Genomic DNA, 15,195 nt, shown 5'->3' with positions numbered 1-15,195 from the left:
GGTTCTCCTTGGTTCCCTGTTCGGGAGGTTGGTCCTGGAAACCCGATTCTCTCGGATTCCACTGGCGAACCGCCGCCTTCAACCTTCAACTACGCCTGGGACATTGCCCGGTCGACATCAAAGGCAGCCAGCATTCCTTTGAAGGTCCTGCGCGCATGAACTATTCGCTGCCGGACTTACCGCAATCTGGCCCGGCACAGTTCAGTCAGAAATTTGTCTTTCGTTCGATCGATGACGGAAAACCTGCTGCCGATGTGAGCTACGGCGTGTTCGCTGCTCCTGCCGGCTCAACCACAGTGCAACGGGTACTGGCGGGGCTGTCCTCGGACTCTGGATCCGAACGCAAGATAAATCCCGAGAACGCAGAGGCAGTAACGGTGCTGTACGGGCAAGGCGAATGGGGTACTTTATTCGATGCAGATATTGATCGTGAAGCAGAGGCTCCCGGTGGTTCATTCGACGAAGAAGATGGGGTTGCGTAACGATGGCGGAAGATAATCAATACACGGTCCAATCTGGCGATAGTCTTAGCACGATCGCTCAGAGGCACGGGGTTACGGTCAGCGATCTTGTGAAATTGAACAAGATAGAGAACCCCAGACTCATCTACCCTGGTCAGAAACTTGTGCTGCGCGAGCGACCAGAGCAGGATGCCGAATCGTACTTTAGCGAATTGTGGATCCGCATAACCGATGCCAATGGCGCGCCAATTCCTGACCTCAAGACCAAGGTGGTTGCCGGGGCTGACTCTCAGGAGCATGTGACGGATAAGCAGGGCCTCATTCCACCCATCCAAACGCAAAAGGCATCGGAAAAAGTCCATGTCTTTGTCGCAAAGATTGACGGCGGGACGAAGAAGGTCGCAGAGATTGCTCCGCCCGCAGGCGTGCATCAGGCAACCCTTCGCAGTCCAAAAGTGAAGCTCGACGCCACGCTGCGGTTGCATCAGGGCGGAACCGATCATCACGAGGCGGCACCGTTGCCGTTGCCGCCAGGCGAGACTCAGCAAAACCGGGATAGCGCCGGCAATCCGGTTGTAAATGTGGGGGTGGAATGCCCAAATAACGACAACTTGCGACTGGGGCCCAACGCCAAATTTCGCGACTACATCATTTCCGCTGGCGCCAGGAGCGGATTTAAACCACAAGCCGTTGCTTCGGTCATCAATATTGAGGCGGCCAAACTGGTAGTTTCGGTCGAGAAAAAAGTCAAAGTCCACGGCAAGATCAAAACAAAAATCGTCAAGGTGTCGACGGGTGAGTGGAATCCCGCGTCCGCAGCATCGGGTTCCAGCGCCCGTGGATTGACGCAATTCCTGGCCGGCACGTGGCTCGGCGAGGCAGTCCGCTCCGGAACGTTTCTCAACGAAAAGGCTGAAGCGAACGGGTGGGTAACGAAGGATTCGCACGGCAAATATCACGTCGTCCCCGCACATAAAGCTGAGCTGCTTGATTTCAGGTCGAATGCTGAGGCTGCGATCATGGCAGCCGTCGACTATGGCATGTCGAATTTCCGTGCGCTCCAGTCGAACGGATACGATTTCTCCGGATTGAACGACGGCGAGCGAGCGAAGATCCTATATTTGTCTCATCACCTTGGATCAGGCGATGCAAACAGATATCTTGCCGGGACTATTGCTGCCGATGATACGTATTCGCAGGCCACACCGGGCCATCCGCCCAGGTTAATCGCTCGGGGGGCAAAAACTCTTTTGATCGCACAGATCGGTGCCTCTGCGGCCGCCAAACGCGCAGAGGATAACGGTGGCAATTACGTGAAGGCGCATCGACTGTGGCTTAGTCAGTTGATCGACAACGGTGTCAACTTCAAGAATTTCGCCTGTGACCCGACCAAGCTTGCGGACGTACGCCCCTTGCTGGATATCGTGACCGCGGTGGGCGGGACGAATCCGACTTTTTAGGAGATGAATTTGTTCAAGTTGTCGTTGATCGCAGTTCTTTTGTCGTTTTGCTGTGCAGCTTCTTACGCACAGACGGACGGTGGAGACCGCGACGCCATTCACACCGTTGCTGGCACGCTGTCTATTGTGAAGGTGGAGCACGTCAAGACAGACGGCGTCACTTTCAATGCGTCGTTGAACGGTGCGCAGTTCGACCAGCTTTATGGATCTCACTACACCTACTACACAGACTCCAACGGGACGGACAAACCCGCCACGCGCATAGTTGTCGAGGACTTCATTGGTGGGTTCTCCGATACCCCCTCTGTGTCGTTATATGACTTCCGAAAAAAACCACCTGTGGTGTTGCCGATCAGTAACAAGCTCGATGTGGACGACATTCGTTGGTCAGACAGCGCGGTACTGCTGAGCGCGAACGGCAGTTGGTACTCGTTTGCCGGCAAGAAGCTGGCGCGCTCAAAACCTCCCAAGAAATCCGCGCAGTAAGGATGAGGGGGTGGGATCTGGAGAATGTGGAGCGATGGATAGGAGTCCACGATCCGATCGTTGAAACGACGCCTCGTCAGGTCTGCTCGCTCCTGTAGAGATTGACAAGCTACAGTCTCTGGGAGAGAAAGTGGGATGCGTGGGAGGTTTTCACGCGCGCGTATGAGAACGCGGCGAAGACATGGCCCTCCAGTCAATTGGACAGATGTCGGCGGACAACCTGCCGCGCATCTACGGCATCCTCAGCGCTTACAACAAGGGCATGGACGAACTGCGACGCGGCTATCGTTTCATCTGGCGTCAAGGCCACCCATCCCGATGGCTACTTTCCGATCGGATGCACGCCATCGGCGGACGTCTTAACGACGAGATGTCTTCAGACCTGAAGGCAGCATTTGGCGCGATAACCGATATCGAAGCCGGAGACGCCCTCTCACCGGTTTCCACGACGACGGAGGCGGAGTTCGGATCGTTTGGAAGCCGGCAATGGGTGCTCGAAGCGAATGCGGAAGAACTCAATAAACTGCATCACATCAAGATCCCAAAGGTCATGGAACACGTCAAGGCATTACGATCATCCATTACTACAGTCATCGCGCTATCGGCCGTCTGCCTATGCAACATGGCCTTCGCCAGCCCGAAGGAAAGTTGCTTTACGACCCGCGATCTACAGACGTTGCAGCGCAATTTCTTCACGCATTTTCCAGACGCCAACGCGTTCGAGAGATATGTAGACAAGTCGCAATTCGAATTGCGTACCAACGCGCCCGAGGGGCGCCAACTGGAGGACGGGGGAAGTCCGACCGCGAAGAAAATCGACTGGGTGATTCGCACGATGAACACCCACAAAGATCTGTTTTCCGGCTTCGAATTTGACAAGCCGGACTTCACCTATATGAGGGGGCAACTCAGAGGCGGCAAGCCGTCAGTCAAGAATTTGCGCACATCCAAGCGCTTTCCGAAAGACGAGTGCGTGCAGGAAGTCAACTATGACATCCCTTCTGGCGCGTGCGTGATGTCACAACGACTGAACAGGCTTTCAATCACCTTTGTGAAAGACGAGCGCCCGCTATCACTGAGCAGCGTCGAAATGTTTTTCATAGCGTGCACAGCAAAATAATTGTGTTGCCCATGCAAACGCCGTTCTCGCGGGTGATCTCTCATCTGCCCTCGAACACAGGTCGCCCGCGGCGAGCGCGCGAGGCTGTTGCTCGACCACATTTCTATCCAACTCGGCATCGATCTTTATGCCGCCGCAAAGCCACGCGAATTGACGACCGACCTTCTGCTTCGCAAGACAGCCGCCGTTCCCATGCCTTGGGGCGCAGGTGACGCTGCGGCCAAGAGGCCGCATCAATGCTCCCGGTGACCGATTGATAATGCTTTCCAAACGACTTAAATGGATCGCCCTGCTGTGCGTACTCGCGCTGACCGCATGGTTTTTCTGCCGGCCGGTAATCGTGCTGCATTACTCGGCGGACGCGCACAAGCCGGTGGTCTATTTCCTGAACGAAAACGATCAAATCACTCGCGGTGAACTGGCACCCGGGCAGACCGAAAAGTTCTACACGCCCATGTTTGCATCGCGGGATGCGTGGATCGAGGTCAGTTTGCCTTTCGCGAGTCGCGACGGTGTGAATGTCAAGCCTCCGTATAGCTGGGTCGACGTGTATATCGACGCGAGCACGAAGATTGAGCGAACGGATACGAAGCATGATTTCTTCGCGCGCTTTTGAGATCTCATGACGTTGCGGCGCGTCCGTGGACATTCTGGATAGACTGCGCCCGTCGCACGAAGTGGGGCGCACCGGTGCGCCTCGCCAACCAACTTATCCCCACCCTCCTCTGCACAACCCCTGTAAAACCCGGTTCACACGATGTGGGGCGAACCTTGATAACCCCACCGCTCAGTGAGCCGCATGAAAACTTCCCCTTGGCCCGAGCCTGATATCCACGCTTAGCCAGCAGGGTTATCGCCGCCGCAACCCCTTGATGCGAAAGAGAGCTTCGCAGTTGTCCACAAGCCACGGCACCCCTTGTTAACTATTACTATGTATACATACAAAGGCTATAAAAACCAGAACAAGCACCCACATCCGCGCCACCTGAACATGCAACGCACCGCCAACCCACAAGCAGCACTTAGGCAACCCTCACCGAAGCGGCAAACAGATCTCCGTCACCAACTCCGCGGGCGCCGTCGTCTTCGGACTGTTCAAATACTCCTCGAATACGGGCGCATCGGCCGCCTCGCGCCCTGACTGCACGAGCCACGTCCCATACAACCACTCGTAGGCCGCACGCATATCGCTGTACGGCCCCGTGTGCCGCAACACCGCATACTCGCCGCCGCGCACAGGCTCGATGGACACCGGGGGGCTCACCGTCACCGACATTGATAGCGGACCCGGCAACAGCACACCTGCTTTCGAGCGCAGTGCGTTTTCATCCACCATGCCGGGATCGTCGTAATACACGCCGATCATGCGCAGGTCCGCAGCAAGCAAATTGTTTTTACCCAGCCATCCAAAAAGCGCGTCGAATGCCTTGCCGATCTGCATATACGAGCCAACGTGATCGACCGACAGAATTGCCATCGGCTCCATGCGACGGATCTCCACTTCACGCAGTGTCATTTGCTTCTCTCCCGAAAGTGCCGGACGAAACCGGCTGTGTGTGCCCTCGTTGCGGTACTGCGCGGGCGGCACGCCGAATACCGCGCGAAACGTGCGAGAAAACGATTGCAGGCTGCTATAACCGGAGCGCGATGCAATCTCGGCAATCGGCATCGTTCCGTTTGCCAGATAACCGGCGGCGCGATGCAGCCGCAGCCGCCGAACCGTGGCGGCCACCGTCTCCCCGTACATCGCCTGATAAATGCGGTGCCAGTGATAAGGCGACAGGCATGCAATTTCCGCGAGCCGATCGATGTCGAGCGGCTCGTCCAGATGATCGTAAATGTGGTCGAGCACGCGGCCGAGGCGCGTCTCGTAGCGTGTCCGACTGGTTGAATCGTTCATGTTGTCGCGAGTGTGGAAAGTCATTGGTTTGCGAAGCGAAAACAAAAACAAAAATATCACGCGCCCGTTTACCAAATCCTGCGAATCCGAAGCGCAAACCTCGCGCGCTCAATTAAGCACCTCCTGCAAAAAGCGCCCCCCAACTTTGCCAAATTTCGATACCACCCCCGAATAATGGCTCACTACCATCGGCGAAAGCCTGCCCGTCCACTCACCGCAAAGCCTTGCGGCGTCGAGCAAGCGGAAAACTCCGGAGCGTCCGATGAAATCAGAGTCCAACAGTCAGCACGTCGGTAAGGTCACGCATCACGAGTTGAAGCAGACGCTCGGCACGTGGCAACTATGGGGAATCGCGGTCGGTCTCGTGATTTCCGGCGAATACTTCGGCTGGAGTTATGGCTGGGCGAGCGCCGGCACGCTCGGCTTTGTCATCACGGCCGTCTTCATCGCCGCGATGTACACCACCTTCATTTTCAGCTTCACCGAGCTCACCACGTCGATTCCGCACGCGGGCGGCCCGTTCGCATACGCACGTCACGCTTTCGGCCCGACGGGCGGTTATCTCGCGGGCGCGGCCACGCTCGTCGAATTCGTGTTTGCGCCGCCGGCCATCGCGCTGGCGATCGGCGCGTATCTGCATGTGCAGTTCCCGGCGCTCGAGCCAAAGCACGCGGCAATGGGCGCGTATCTCGTCTTCATGGCCTTGAACATTGTCGGCGTGCAAATTGCGGCCGCGTTCGAACTATGCGTCACGCTGCTCGCCATTTTCGAATTGCTCGTTTTCATGGGCGTCGTTTCGCCGGGCTTTCACTGGTCGAACTTCACCAAAGGCGGCTGGGCCGGCGCGGACACGTTCAGCATGGGCTCGTTTAACGGCATGTTTGCGGCGATTCCGTTTGCGATCTGGTTCTTCCTCGCAATCGAAGGCGTCGCCATGGCCGCCGAAGAAGCGAAAAACCCGAAGCGTTCCATTCCCATCGCTTATGTCGCGGGCATTCTGACCCTGGTCGTGCTCGCCATCGGCGTGATGGTGTTCGCGGGCGCGGCCGGCGACTGGACGAAGCTCGCGAATATCAACGACCCGCTGCCGCAAGCGATGAAATACATCGTCGGCGAACATAGCGGTTGGATGCATATGCTGGTGTGGCTCGGACTGTTCGGTCTCGTCGCGTCGTTTCACGGCATCATCCTCGGCTATTCGCGGCAGATTTTCGCGCTGGCTCGCGCGGGCTATCTGCCGGAATGGCTCTCGAAGGTGCATCCGCGCTTCAAGACGCCGCATCGCGCGATTCTGGCGGGTGGGGTGATCGGCATCGCGGCGATCTACAGCGACGAGCTGATCCAGTTCGGCGGCCAGACGCTCACCGCGAACATCGTGACGATGTCCGTGTTTGGCGCTATCGTGATGTATATCATCAGCATGTTGTCGCTTTTCAAGCTGCGCCGCGCCGAGCCGGACATGGAGCGTCCGTTCCGTGCGCCGCTCTTTCCGCTGTTTCCGGCCTTCGCGCTGGCGGCCGCGGTGATCTGTCTGGCGACCATGGTGTACTTCAATTTTCTGGTGGCCGTGGTGTTCGCCATCTTTCTCGCGCTCGGCTACGTCTATTTCCTGTTGACGCGCCATCAACGCGAGGCCGCGCCGACGGACGCCTTGCTGGAAGAATGACCGACGAAGCCGCTGTGCGCAGCGGCGCCGCAGTCGCAAGCTGGAGTCGTAAAAGATGAGCTATACGGAGACAATCGGCAGCCGAACGTATCGCTTTGCCGATCTGAAAACACTCATGGCGAAGGCGAGCCCGCAACGTTCCGGCGACCAACTCGCCGGCGTCGCGGCGGCAAGCGAGGAGGAACGCGTCGCCGCGAAAATGGCGTTGGCGCAGGTGCCGTTGCGTACGTTCCTGAATGAAGCGCTGGTTCCTTATGAAAGCGACGAGGTCACGCGTCTTGTGATCGACACGCATTCGCCGCAGGCATTCGCCGAGATTTCGCATCTGACGGTGGGCGACTTTCGCAACTGGCTCTTGAGCACGTCGACGGATGCGGATGCGCTCACCCGTATCGCCGCGGGTCTCACGCCGGAGATGGTGGCCGCTGTTTCGAAGCTGATGCGCAATCAGGATCTGATCGCGGCGGCGCGAAAACGCCCGGTCATCACGCGCTTTCGCAACACCGTGGGACTGCCGGGCCGCATGTCGGTGCGTCTGCAACCGAATCATCCGACGGATGACGTCAAAGGCATTGCTGCCTCCATGCTCGACGGCCTCATGTACGGCTGTGGCGATGCAATGATCGGGATCAATCCGGCCAGCGACAATCTTGCCGCCATCACCAAGCTGCTGCTGATGATCGACGACTTTCGTCAGCGCTACCAGGTGCCCACGCAATCGTGTGTGCTCACGCACGTCACCAATACGATTGCTGCAATCGAAAAAGGCGCGCCGGTGGACCTCGTGTTTCAGTCGATTGCCGGCACGGAAAAAGCCAACGCCGGTTTCGGCATTTCGCTCGCGCTGCTGCAAGAAGCGTATGAAGCGGGACTGTCGCTCAAACGCGGCACAGTCGGCAGCAATCTGATGTACTTTGAAACGGGGCAGGGCAGCGCGCTCTCCGCGGACGCGCATTTCGGCGTCGATCAGCAAACCTGTGAAGTGCGCGCGTATGCGGTTGCGCGCAAGTTCAACCCGTTTCTCGTGAATACCGTAGTGGGTTTCATCGGCCCCGAATACCTGTACGACGGCAAGCAGATCACGCGCGCCGGTCTTGAAGATCACTTCTGCGGCAAGCTGCTCGGCGTGCCGATGGGTTGCGACATCTGCTACACGAACCACGCGGAAGCCGATCAGGACGACATGGACAATCTGCTCACGCTGCTCGGCGTCGCGGGCATCAACTTCATCATGGGCATTCCGGGCGCGGACGACGTGATGCTCAATTATCAAAGCACGTCGTTTCATGACGCACTCTACGTGCGCGACGTGCTCGGCCTGCGCCGCGCGCCTGAATTCGAGGAATGGCTGGAGTCGATGCAGATCACCGACGCGCGTGGCGCACTGCTCAGCGCATCGACACAGCAACCGCTGCTCGAGGGTGCGCGCGACTGGATGGGTATCGCATGAGCGATTTCGTCGACAAGAACCCGTGGAATGCACTGCGCCAGTTCACCAATGCGCGCATTGCGCTCGGCCGCGCGGGCAACAGTGTGCCGACTGCGCCTTTGCTCGCGTTCAATCTTTCGCATGCGCAGGCGCGCGACGCCGTGCATCATCCGCTGGACACAGAGGCATTGCATGAGCAGTTGCATGCGCTCGACTTTACAACGCTCGACGTGCATAGCGCCGCGCCCGATCGCGAGCATTACTTGCGGCGCCCGGATCTGGGGCGGCGCCTGTCGGACGAGAGCCGCGCCGCGCTCGCGCAGTTAGCGAACGAGTCGCCGGATGTCGTGTTCGTGATTGGCGACGGCTTGTCGGCCTTCGCCGCGTCGAAGCAGGCGGTTCCGCTACTGCAAGCCGTCGTGCCGCAGCTTGCGGACTGGAGGATCGGTCCTGTGGTCGTCGCGCGGCAAGCGCGCGTTGCACTCGGCGACGAGATTGGCGAGCTGCTGCACGCGAAGATCGTGGTGATGCTGATCGGGGAGCGGCCTGGCCTCAGTTCGCCCGATAGCCTCGGCATCTACCTCACGTATGCGCCGAAAGTGGGTTGCAGTGACGCGCAGCGCAATTGCATTTCCAACGTGCGTCCGGAAGGACTCGACTATCCGTCGGCTGCCCACAAACTGCACTATCTGCTCACGCATGCGCGGCGTCTCGGTCTCACCGGCGTCGGACTGAAAGATGACAGCGACGCGTCGCTGCCCGCTGCGCCAGCAGCGCCCGCGATCGGCGGCGCGGCAAACTCCAGCCCCCATCCGTAAAACCGCGGCGCAAACGCCAGCGCAACCTGGAGGCGGCTTCACGCATCGGCGCGCTGCACAGGGTGCGATTCGAGCCACGCGTTTTCGTCGTCGTCAAATAGACGCGAGCGCGTGAGAAAGCGCAAACCCGTGGGCCGTTCAAGCGAGAACATGCCGCCGTTGCCCGGCACCACGTCGATAATCAACTGCGTGTGCTGCCAGTACTCGAATTGCGAATCGCTCATGTAAAACGGCACGCCGGCGAGCGTACCGAGCTTCACGTCGGACGAACCGACCATGAATTCGCTGCGCGGAAACAGCATCGGCGCGCTGCCGTCGCAGCATCCGCCGGATTGATGGAACAGCACGTCGCCATGCTCCGCGCGCAATCTGTCGATCAACTCGATTGCGGCAGGCGTTGCAATGACGCGAGCCACTTCTTGTTTGTCGGCCATCGTAGGTCCTCGCAGAAATAAAGCGAGCCGCGCAAGGCGGCCCGCTTGAACAGAATCGCTACCGTTGCGCGCTTAGAAGAAACCGAGCGGTTTCTCGCTATAGCTCACGAGCAGGTTCTTGGTCTGCTGATAATGGTCGAGCATCATCTTGTGATTTTCGCGGCCAATGCCCGATTGCTTGTAGCCGCCAAACGCCGCGTGGGCCGGATATGCGTGATAGCAATTGGTCCACACGCGGCCTGCCTGAATCTGCCGGCCGAAGCGATAGGCGCGCGTGCCGTCGCGTGTCCAGACGCCCGCGCCGAGTCCGTACAGCGTGTCGTTGGCGATTTCGAGCGCTTCTTCTTCGGTCTTGAACGTCGTGACCGACACCACCGGCCCGAAGATCTCTTCCTGGAAGATGCGCATCTTGTTGTTGCCGCGGAACACAGTGGGCTTCACGTAATAGCCCTTGCTCAGTTCGCCGCCAAGCACGTTGCGCTCGCCGCCGATCAGGCATTCGGCGCCTTCCTGTTTGCCGAGATCCACATACGACAGGATCTTCTCCAACTGCTCTTGCGAAGCCTGCGCGCCGATCATCGTCTTCGTATCCAGCGGATGACCCTGCGTGATCGCCGCGACGCGTTTCAACGCGCGTTCCATGAAGCGGTCGTAAATCTTTTCATCGATCAATACGCGCGAAGGGCACGTGCACACTTCGCCCTGATTCAACGCGAACATCGCGAAGCCTTCGAGCGCTTTGTCGAAGTAGCTGTCGTCCTGACTCATGACGTCGGCGAAAAAGATGTTCGGGCTCTTGCCGCCCAGTTCGAGCGTGACCGGAATGATGTTCTGGCTCGCGTACTGCATGATCAGGCGACCCGTGGTCGTTTCGCCGGTGAACGCGATCTTTGCGATGCGCTTGCTGGAGGCAAGCGGTTTGCCTGCTTCCAGACCGAAACCGTTGACCACATTCAGCACGCCGGCGGGCAGCAGGTCCTGAATCAGTTCGACGAGGACGAGAATCGATGCGGGCGTTTGCTCGGCGGGTTTAAGCACGACGCAATTGCCGGCCGCGAGCGCGGGGGCGAGTTTCCACACCGCCATGAGAATCGGGAAATTCCACGGAATGATCTGACCGACCACGCCGAGCGGCTCGTGAAAGTGATAGGCCACTGTGTCGTCGTCGATCTCGGAGATCGAGCCTTCCTGCGCGCGCACGGCGCCGGCGAAATAGCGGAAGTGGTCGATGGCCAGCGGAATGTCGGCGGCCATCGTTTCGCGCAGCGGCTTGCCGTTATCGATCGTTTCAGCGACCGCGAGCCGCTGCAAGTTCGCTTCCATGCGGTCGGCAATGCGGTTCAGAATGTTCGCGCGATCCGTCGTCGAGGTTTTGCCCCATGCGGCTTTCGCGCGGTGCGCGGCATCCAGCGCGAGTTCGACATCGGCCTCACGCGAGCGCGGAATGGAAGTGAACGGCTCGCCCGTGATGGGCGACACATTGTCGAAATACTCGCCACCCACCGGCTTCACCCATTCGCCGCCGATAAAGTTCGCATACTGCTTTTTGTACGGGAATTCGGTCGTCAGAAACTGCATCTCCGCGTGATTCATCTCAGTGCTCCTCACATGTTTGAATGGGCTATAGTCGGCGCGATGCTGCGCTCGGGTTGCAATCCGTTGAAGCTGGCCGCGAGACCCTTAGAGCCAGAACCATGCCAATGCACCTGGCTGGTGAGCCGTGCACGCACGGCAGGCACGGGCGCACCGCGGCGTGGGGGCGAGGCTCGAACGGGCAACAGGCGGGCGCGTCGTTTCTGAGCAATGCTGTTGTTGCTGTTCACGAATTGAACAGGGGTCTGGCCCATGCTGGAGCAGTCGGTGCGATGATCGGCCGCGCGCGATCGGCATGGGACTTGCCTTGTTTTTTCTCTTCGATAATCCATCGCGCGGATTCGCCATGACGATCGAAACCCTCAGCGACACCCTCGCAAGCTCGGCGCCCCCTGCAGCTTCAGCGCGCGCGCCGCAGCCGAGCTTCCGCGTGCAGACCCGCATTGCTCACGACGCGGACGAGCAGGCGCGCAACCTTCACGGCTGGCATCAAACCTACGACCAGCTGACCGCAGGCAGCTTTGTCGGCGGTTTGACGGAGCTGTGCGTCGATCACATGCAAGTCTTCGTCGAAACGACGAGCCACACGCTGCGGCAAACCTGCGAGGTGCAAAAAGACGCGTACTGGTTCGGCATTCCGACGTGCCGCGCGGGCTCGGGCCGCATCGACGCGCAGATCATTGCCGGCGATGCACTCGCGTTTCGTCCTGGCGGCATCGAGTTCGAACTGCTGACGTCGGCGGGCTACGAGATTTTTGGCGTGGTCGTGAAGGGTGACGTGTTGCGCCGTTATGCAGCGGATGTCGAACACGTCGTGCTGGCGGAGCAGTTGACGCCCACTGAGGTCGTGCCCATCGGCCTTGAGCGCAAGGAGCGTTTGTGTGCTTCGTTGCGCGAGCTTCTCGCGCAAAGCGCGGCGAGCGGCGCGCCTTTGTCCGCACCCGCGCGCGAGAGCCTGCAAGCCGCGGTGCTGGCCGCGCTGTTCGATGCATGCGCGTTGCCCGCCGCGCTTGAACCGCTTGCCATGCCGACACGTGTGCGCCGTCAGTCGATCGTCGCGGAAGCGCGCGACTATGTGCTCGCCAATCGCGACCGCGCGGTCGGCGTGCCCGAGCTGTGCGAGCGGCTGCATGTCAGCCGGCGCACGCTGCAGTACTGCTTCCAGGACGTGCTCGGCATGGCGCCCGCCCACTACGTGCGCGCGATCCGCCTGAACGGCGCGCGGCGCGATCTGTGCAACGCATCGCGCGATGCGCGCTCGGTGCAGGACGTCGCTGCCGCCTGGGGTTTCTGGCACATGAGCCAGTTTGCGACCGACTATCGCAAGCTTTTCGGCATGCGGCCTTCGGACACCTTGAAGGCTGCGATCGGCGCGCATTCTGCCGGCAGCAACCGCTCGTTCGCGCACTAGCCCTTTTTCGACGCCTCGCGCATCACGCGGTGCGCAAGAGCGCCCGCGTTTATTTTCTCAGCAGCCGCAAGCCGTTGGCGACAACCAGCAGGCTCGCTCCGACGTCGGCGAATACGGCCATCCACATGGTGCCGAGACCCATCACGGTCAACACCAGAAAGACGCCTTTGATGCCGAGCGCGAGCGCGATGTTTTGCACGAGCACCGCATGCGTCGCTTTCGACAGGCGGATGAAGAGCGGAATCTTGCGCAGATCGTCGTCCATCAACGCGACGTCCGCGGTCTCGATTGCGGTGCCGGTGCCCATTGCGCCCATCGCGAAGCCGATGTCCGCGCGCGCCAGCGCGGGTGCGTCGTTGATGCCGTCGCCGACCATGCCGACGCTCGCGCCTTCAGCCGACCATTGCGCGACAGCGTCGAGCTTGTCTTGCGGCAACTGGTTACCACGTGCTTCGTCGATCCCGACCTGTTCGGCGATCGCCGCGGCCGTGTGCGGATTGTCGCCGGTGAGCATGGCCGTGCCGACGCCCATGCGGTGCAATTCGGCGAGAGCCGCGCGGCTCGTCTCCTTCACGGTATCCGCGACGGCAAAAAGGGCGAGCACGCGTTGGGCATCGATCAGGAGTACGACGGTTTTGCCTTCGCGCTCAAGCGCGTCAAGCCGTGCTTCGAGCGAGGGCGAGCAGCGTCCGAGCTCTTCCGCCAGCCGATAATTGCCCAGCCAGTAGGTGAGGCCGTTTATTTCGCCGCGCACGCCGCGTCCGGCGAGTGCTTCGAATGAATCGACGGCCAGGTGCGCCACGCCGTCTTTTTGCGCGGCGCTCGCAATCGCCATCGACACGGGATGGTCCGAGCGCGCTGCAAGACTCGCGGCGAGCCCGCGGCAAAGTGCAGCGCGAGTGCCGGCATGGATGGGGGGGCTGGAGCGCGCATCCATGTTCGCATCCGTGTCAGCGTCGGCAAAGATCGCGAAGTCGGTCTGCACCGGTTTGCCGTGCGTAATCGTGCCGGTCTTGTCGAACGCGAGGCGGCGCAGCTTGCGGCCCTGTTCGAGATAGGTGCCGCCCTTGATCAGAATGCCCTTGCGCGCGGCCGCCGCGAGACCGCTGACGATGGTGACCGGCGTCGAAATGACGAGCGCGCACGGACACGCGATCACGAGCATCACGAGCGCTTTGTAGATCCACGCCTGCCACACTCCGCCGAAAACGAGCGGCGGCACGAGTGCTACCGCGAGCGCGACGGCGAACACGAGCGGCGTGTACACGCGCGCAAACTGATCGACGAAACGTTGCGTGGGCGCTTTGGTGGCCTGCGCTTCCTCGACCGCGTGGATGATGCGCGCAAGCGTCGTATTGCCGGCTGCGGCCGTCACGCGATAATCAAACGAGCCCGCCTGGTTGATGGTGCCCGCGAACACCGCGTCGCCCACATTCTTGTCGACGGGCAGGCTTTCTCCGGTAATGGGCGCCTGGTCCACACTCGAGCGTCCGGCAACGATTTCTCCATCGAGCGCGATCCGCTCGCCGGGCTTCACGCGAACCAGCGCGCCCGGCGCGATCGCCTTGATGGCGGTGAGCCGCCAGCCGCCGCCCGGCTGCTGCACGCTCGCCTGCTCGGACGTGAGTTGCATCAAGCCCTGAATGGCATGGCGCGCGCGGTCGAGCGACCTGGCCTCGATCAATTCGGCGACGGTGAAGAGCACCATCACCATCGCCGCTTCCGGCCATTGACCGAGGATCAGCGCGCCGGTCACCGCGATGCTCATCAACGCATTGATGTTGAGGTTGCCATGGCGGAGGGCGAGCCAGCCCTTGCGGTAGGTTGCGAGCCCGCAGGAGCCGATGGCGACGATCGCGAGCGCCGCTGCTATCCAGGCAGGCGCGCCGAGCCAGCCAGCGGCCTCCGAAGCCGTCGCCGCGACGGCCGCGAAGGCGAGCGGCAGCCATGCCCCCGAGCGTGCGCTGCCCGGCGCACGTGGCCCGTCTTGCGCGGCCGTCGGCGCGCCCAGCGAATTCGCCTCGGCGATTTCCGGCGTGAAGTCCAGCGAACGCAGCGCGCCGAGAACCGCGTCGAGTGCAGCGGGCGCGTGGACGACGGTCAGCACGCGCTGCATCAGATTGAACTCCATGCTGCGCACGTCCGCCATGCGGCTCAGCTTCTTGCGGATCAACGCTTCTTCGGTCGGACAATCCATTTGCAGGATGCGGATTGCCGTGTGCACGTCGCCGTCCGCCGCTTCGGAAGGCGGCGGCAAATCGGCTCGCAGCGGCATCGGGGCGGCGCCGGGCGCGCCGCAGCAGCTGCCGCATGCTGGGTCGTGCGCGGGCTTTTCATGGCGATGCTCCTGCCGATCGGCACCGGTTTCGTTCTGTTCTTCGCGGTCGGCGTTCGCCGTGTGCGCGTGCTGCATGGTG

General features: G+C 60.7%; 12 protein-coding genes and 1 pseudogene. 9 read left to right on the top strand and 4 right to left on the bottom strand.

The annotated features are described in order from the left end of the window. The 5 genes and pseudogenes from HV711_RS16695 to HV711_RS16675 all read left to right on the top strand — a co-directional run. Positions 1-482 (top strand): annotated as a pseudogene (locus HV711_RS16695) (hypothetical protein); the annotation flags it as partial. 89 nt (positions 483-571) lie between these two features. Next, a complete protein-coding gene (locus tag HV711_RS16690; protein WP_425195025.1) occupies positions 572-1,921 on the top strand; it encodes a peptidoglycan-binding protein in 1,350 nt (449 codons plus the stop codon). A 9-nt stretch (positions 1,922-1,930) separates the two neighbouring features. Then, positions 1,931-2,407: a hypothetical protein gene (locus HV711_RS16685; protein ID WP_013586778.1), complete on the top strand. Its 477-nt coding sequence runs from the start codon at positions 1,931-1,933 to the stop codon at positions 2,405-2,407. 181 nt (positions 2,408-2,588) lie between these two features. Next, on the top strand, positions 2,589-3,527 hold the full coding sequence (locus HV711_RS33500; RefSeq protein ID WP_244142697.1) for a hypothetical protein: 939 nt from the start codon (positions 2,589-2,591) through the stop codon (positions 3,525-3,527). A gap of 259 nt (positions 3,528-3,786) precedes the next feature. After that, entirely contained in the window at positions 3,787-4,143 is a 357-nt protein-coding gene (locus tag HV711_RS16675; RefSeq protein ID WP_035482060.1) for a hypothetical protein, read from the top strand. Positions 4,144-4,560: 417 nt separating this feature from the next. Here HV711_RS16675 and HV711_RS16670 read toward each other — a convergent pair whose 3' ends face one another. Beyond that, positions 4,561-5,451: an AraC family transcriptional regulator gene (locus HV711_RS16670; RefSeq protein WP_013586783.1), complete on the bottom strand. Its 891-nt coding sequence runs from the start codon at positions 5,449-5,451 to the stop codon at positions 4,561-4,563. 238 nt (positions 5,452-5,689) lie between these two features. Between HV711_RS16670 and eat the strand changes: the two genes are divergently transcribed. The 3 genes from eat to eutC are packed head-to-tail and all read left to right on the top strand — an operon-like array spanning position 5,690 to position 9,340. After that, on the top strand, positions 5,690-7,093 hold the full coding sequence (gene eat, locus HV711_RS16665; protein ID WP_013586784.1) for an ethanolamine permease: 1,404 nt from the start codon (positions 5,690-5,692) through the stop codon (positions 7,091-7,093). A gap of 55 nt (positions 7,094-7,148) precedes the next feature. Then, a complete protein-coding gene (locus HV711_RS16660) occupies positions 7,149-8,543 on the top strand; it encodes an ethanolamine ammonia-lyase subunit EutB (RefSeq protein WP_013586785.1) in 1,395 nt (464 codons plus the stop codon). Next, entirely contained in the window at positions 8,540-9,340 is an 801-nt protein-coding gene (eutC, locus tag HV711_RS16655) for an ethanolamine ammonia-lyase subunit EutC (RefSeq protein ID WP_013586786.1), read from the top strand. Before HV711_RS16660 ends, eutC begins: the two co-directional genes overlap by 4 nt. Before the next feature lie 38 nt (positions 9,341-9,378). On the opposite strand, the gene HV711_RS16650 is transcribed toward eutC, so the two are convergent. Both HV711_RS16650 and adh read right to left on the bottom strand, forming a co-directional pair. Continuing rightward, on the bottom strand, positions 9,379-9,774 hold the full coding sequence (locus HV711_RS16650) for a DUF779 domain-containing protein (RefSeq protein ID WP_013586787.1): 396 nt from the start codon (positions 9,772-9,774) through the stop codon (positions 9,379-9,381). Positions 9,775-9,846: 72 nt separating this feature from the next. After that, positions 9,847-11,367: an aldehyde dehydrogenase gene (adh, locus tag HV711_RS16645; RefSeq protein ID WP_035482059.1), complete on the bottom strand. Its 1,521-nt coding sequence runs from the start codon at positions 11,365-11,367 to the stop codon at positions 9,847-9,849. 346 nt (positions 11,368-11,713) lie between these two features. Here adh and HV711_RS16640 point away from each other — a divergent pair, with 346 nt between their 5' ends. Next, complete coding sequence (locus HV711_RS16640; RefSeq protein WP_035482075.1) at positions 11,714-12,778, top strand: helix-turn-helix domain-containing protein; 1,065 nt, start codon at positions 11,714-11,716, stop codon at positions 12,776-12,778. Positions 12,779-12,827: 49 nt separating this feature from the next. Here the strand turns inward: HV711_RS16640 and HV711_RS16635 are convergent, their stop codons facing one another. Beyond that, positions 12,828-15,191, bottom strand: coding sequence for a heavy metal translocating P-type ATPase (locus tag HV711_RS16635; protein WP_035482058.1), 2,364 nt, complete (start codon positions 15,189-15,191; stop codon positions 12,828-12,830). Positions 15,192-15,195 lie beyond the last annotated feature (4 nt).

It is taken from the genome of Paraburkholderia phenoliruptrix (assembly GCF_902859825.1).
GTDB lineage: Bacteria > Pseudomonadota > Gammaproteobacteria > Burkholderiales > Burkholderiaceae > Paraburkholderia > Paraburkholderia phenoliruptrix.
Note: the sequence above shows the minus strand (reverse complement) of the source record. Positions and strands in the feature narration are given on the sequence as shown.

Coding starts and splice junctions, on each gene's coding strand:
- HV711_RS33500 (WP_244142697.1), top strand. CDS start 2,589: ATGGCCCTCCAGTCAATTGGACAGATGTCGGCGGACAACCTGCCGCGC.
- HV711_RS16675 (WP_035482060.1), top strand. CDS start 3,787: ATGCTTTCCAAACGACTTAAATGGATCGCCCTGCTGTGCGTACTCGCG.
- HV711_RS16670 (WP_013586783.1), bottom strand. CDS start 5,451: ATGACTTTCCACACTCGCGACAACATGAACGATTCAACCAGTCGGACA.
- eat (WP_013586784.1), top strand. CDS start 5,690: ATGAAATCAGAGTCCAACAGTCAGCACGTCGGTAAGGTCACGCATCAC.
- HV711_RS16660 (WP_013586785.1), top strand. CDS start 7,149: ATGAGCTATACGGAGACAATCGGCAGCCGAACGTATCGCTTTGCCGAT.
- eutC (WP_013586786.1), top strand. CDS start 8,540: ATGAGCGATTTCGTCGACAAGAACCCGTGGAATGCACTGCGCCAGTTC.
- HV711_RS16650 (WP_013586787.1), bottom strand. CDS start 9,774: ATGGCCGACAAACAAGAAGTGGCTCGCGTCATTGCAACGCCTGCCGCA.
- adh (WP_035482059.1), bottom strand. CDS start 11,367: ATGAATCACGCGGAGATGCAGTTTCTGACGACCGAATTCCCGTACAAA.
- HV711_RS16640 (WP_035482075.1), top strand. CDS start 11,714: ATGACGATCGAAACCCTCAGCGACACCCTCGCAAGCTCGGCGCCCCCT.
- HV711_RS16635 (WP_035482058.1), bottom strand. CDS start 15,191: ATGCAGCACGCGCACACGGCGAACGCCGACCGCGAAGAACAGAACGAA.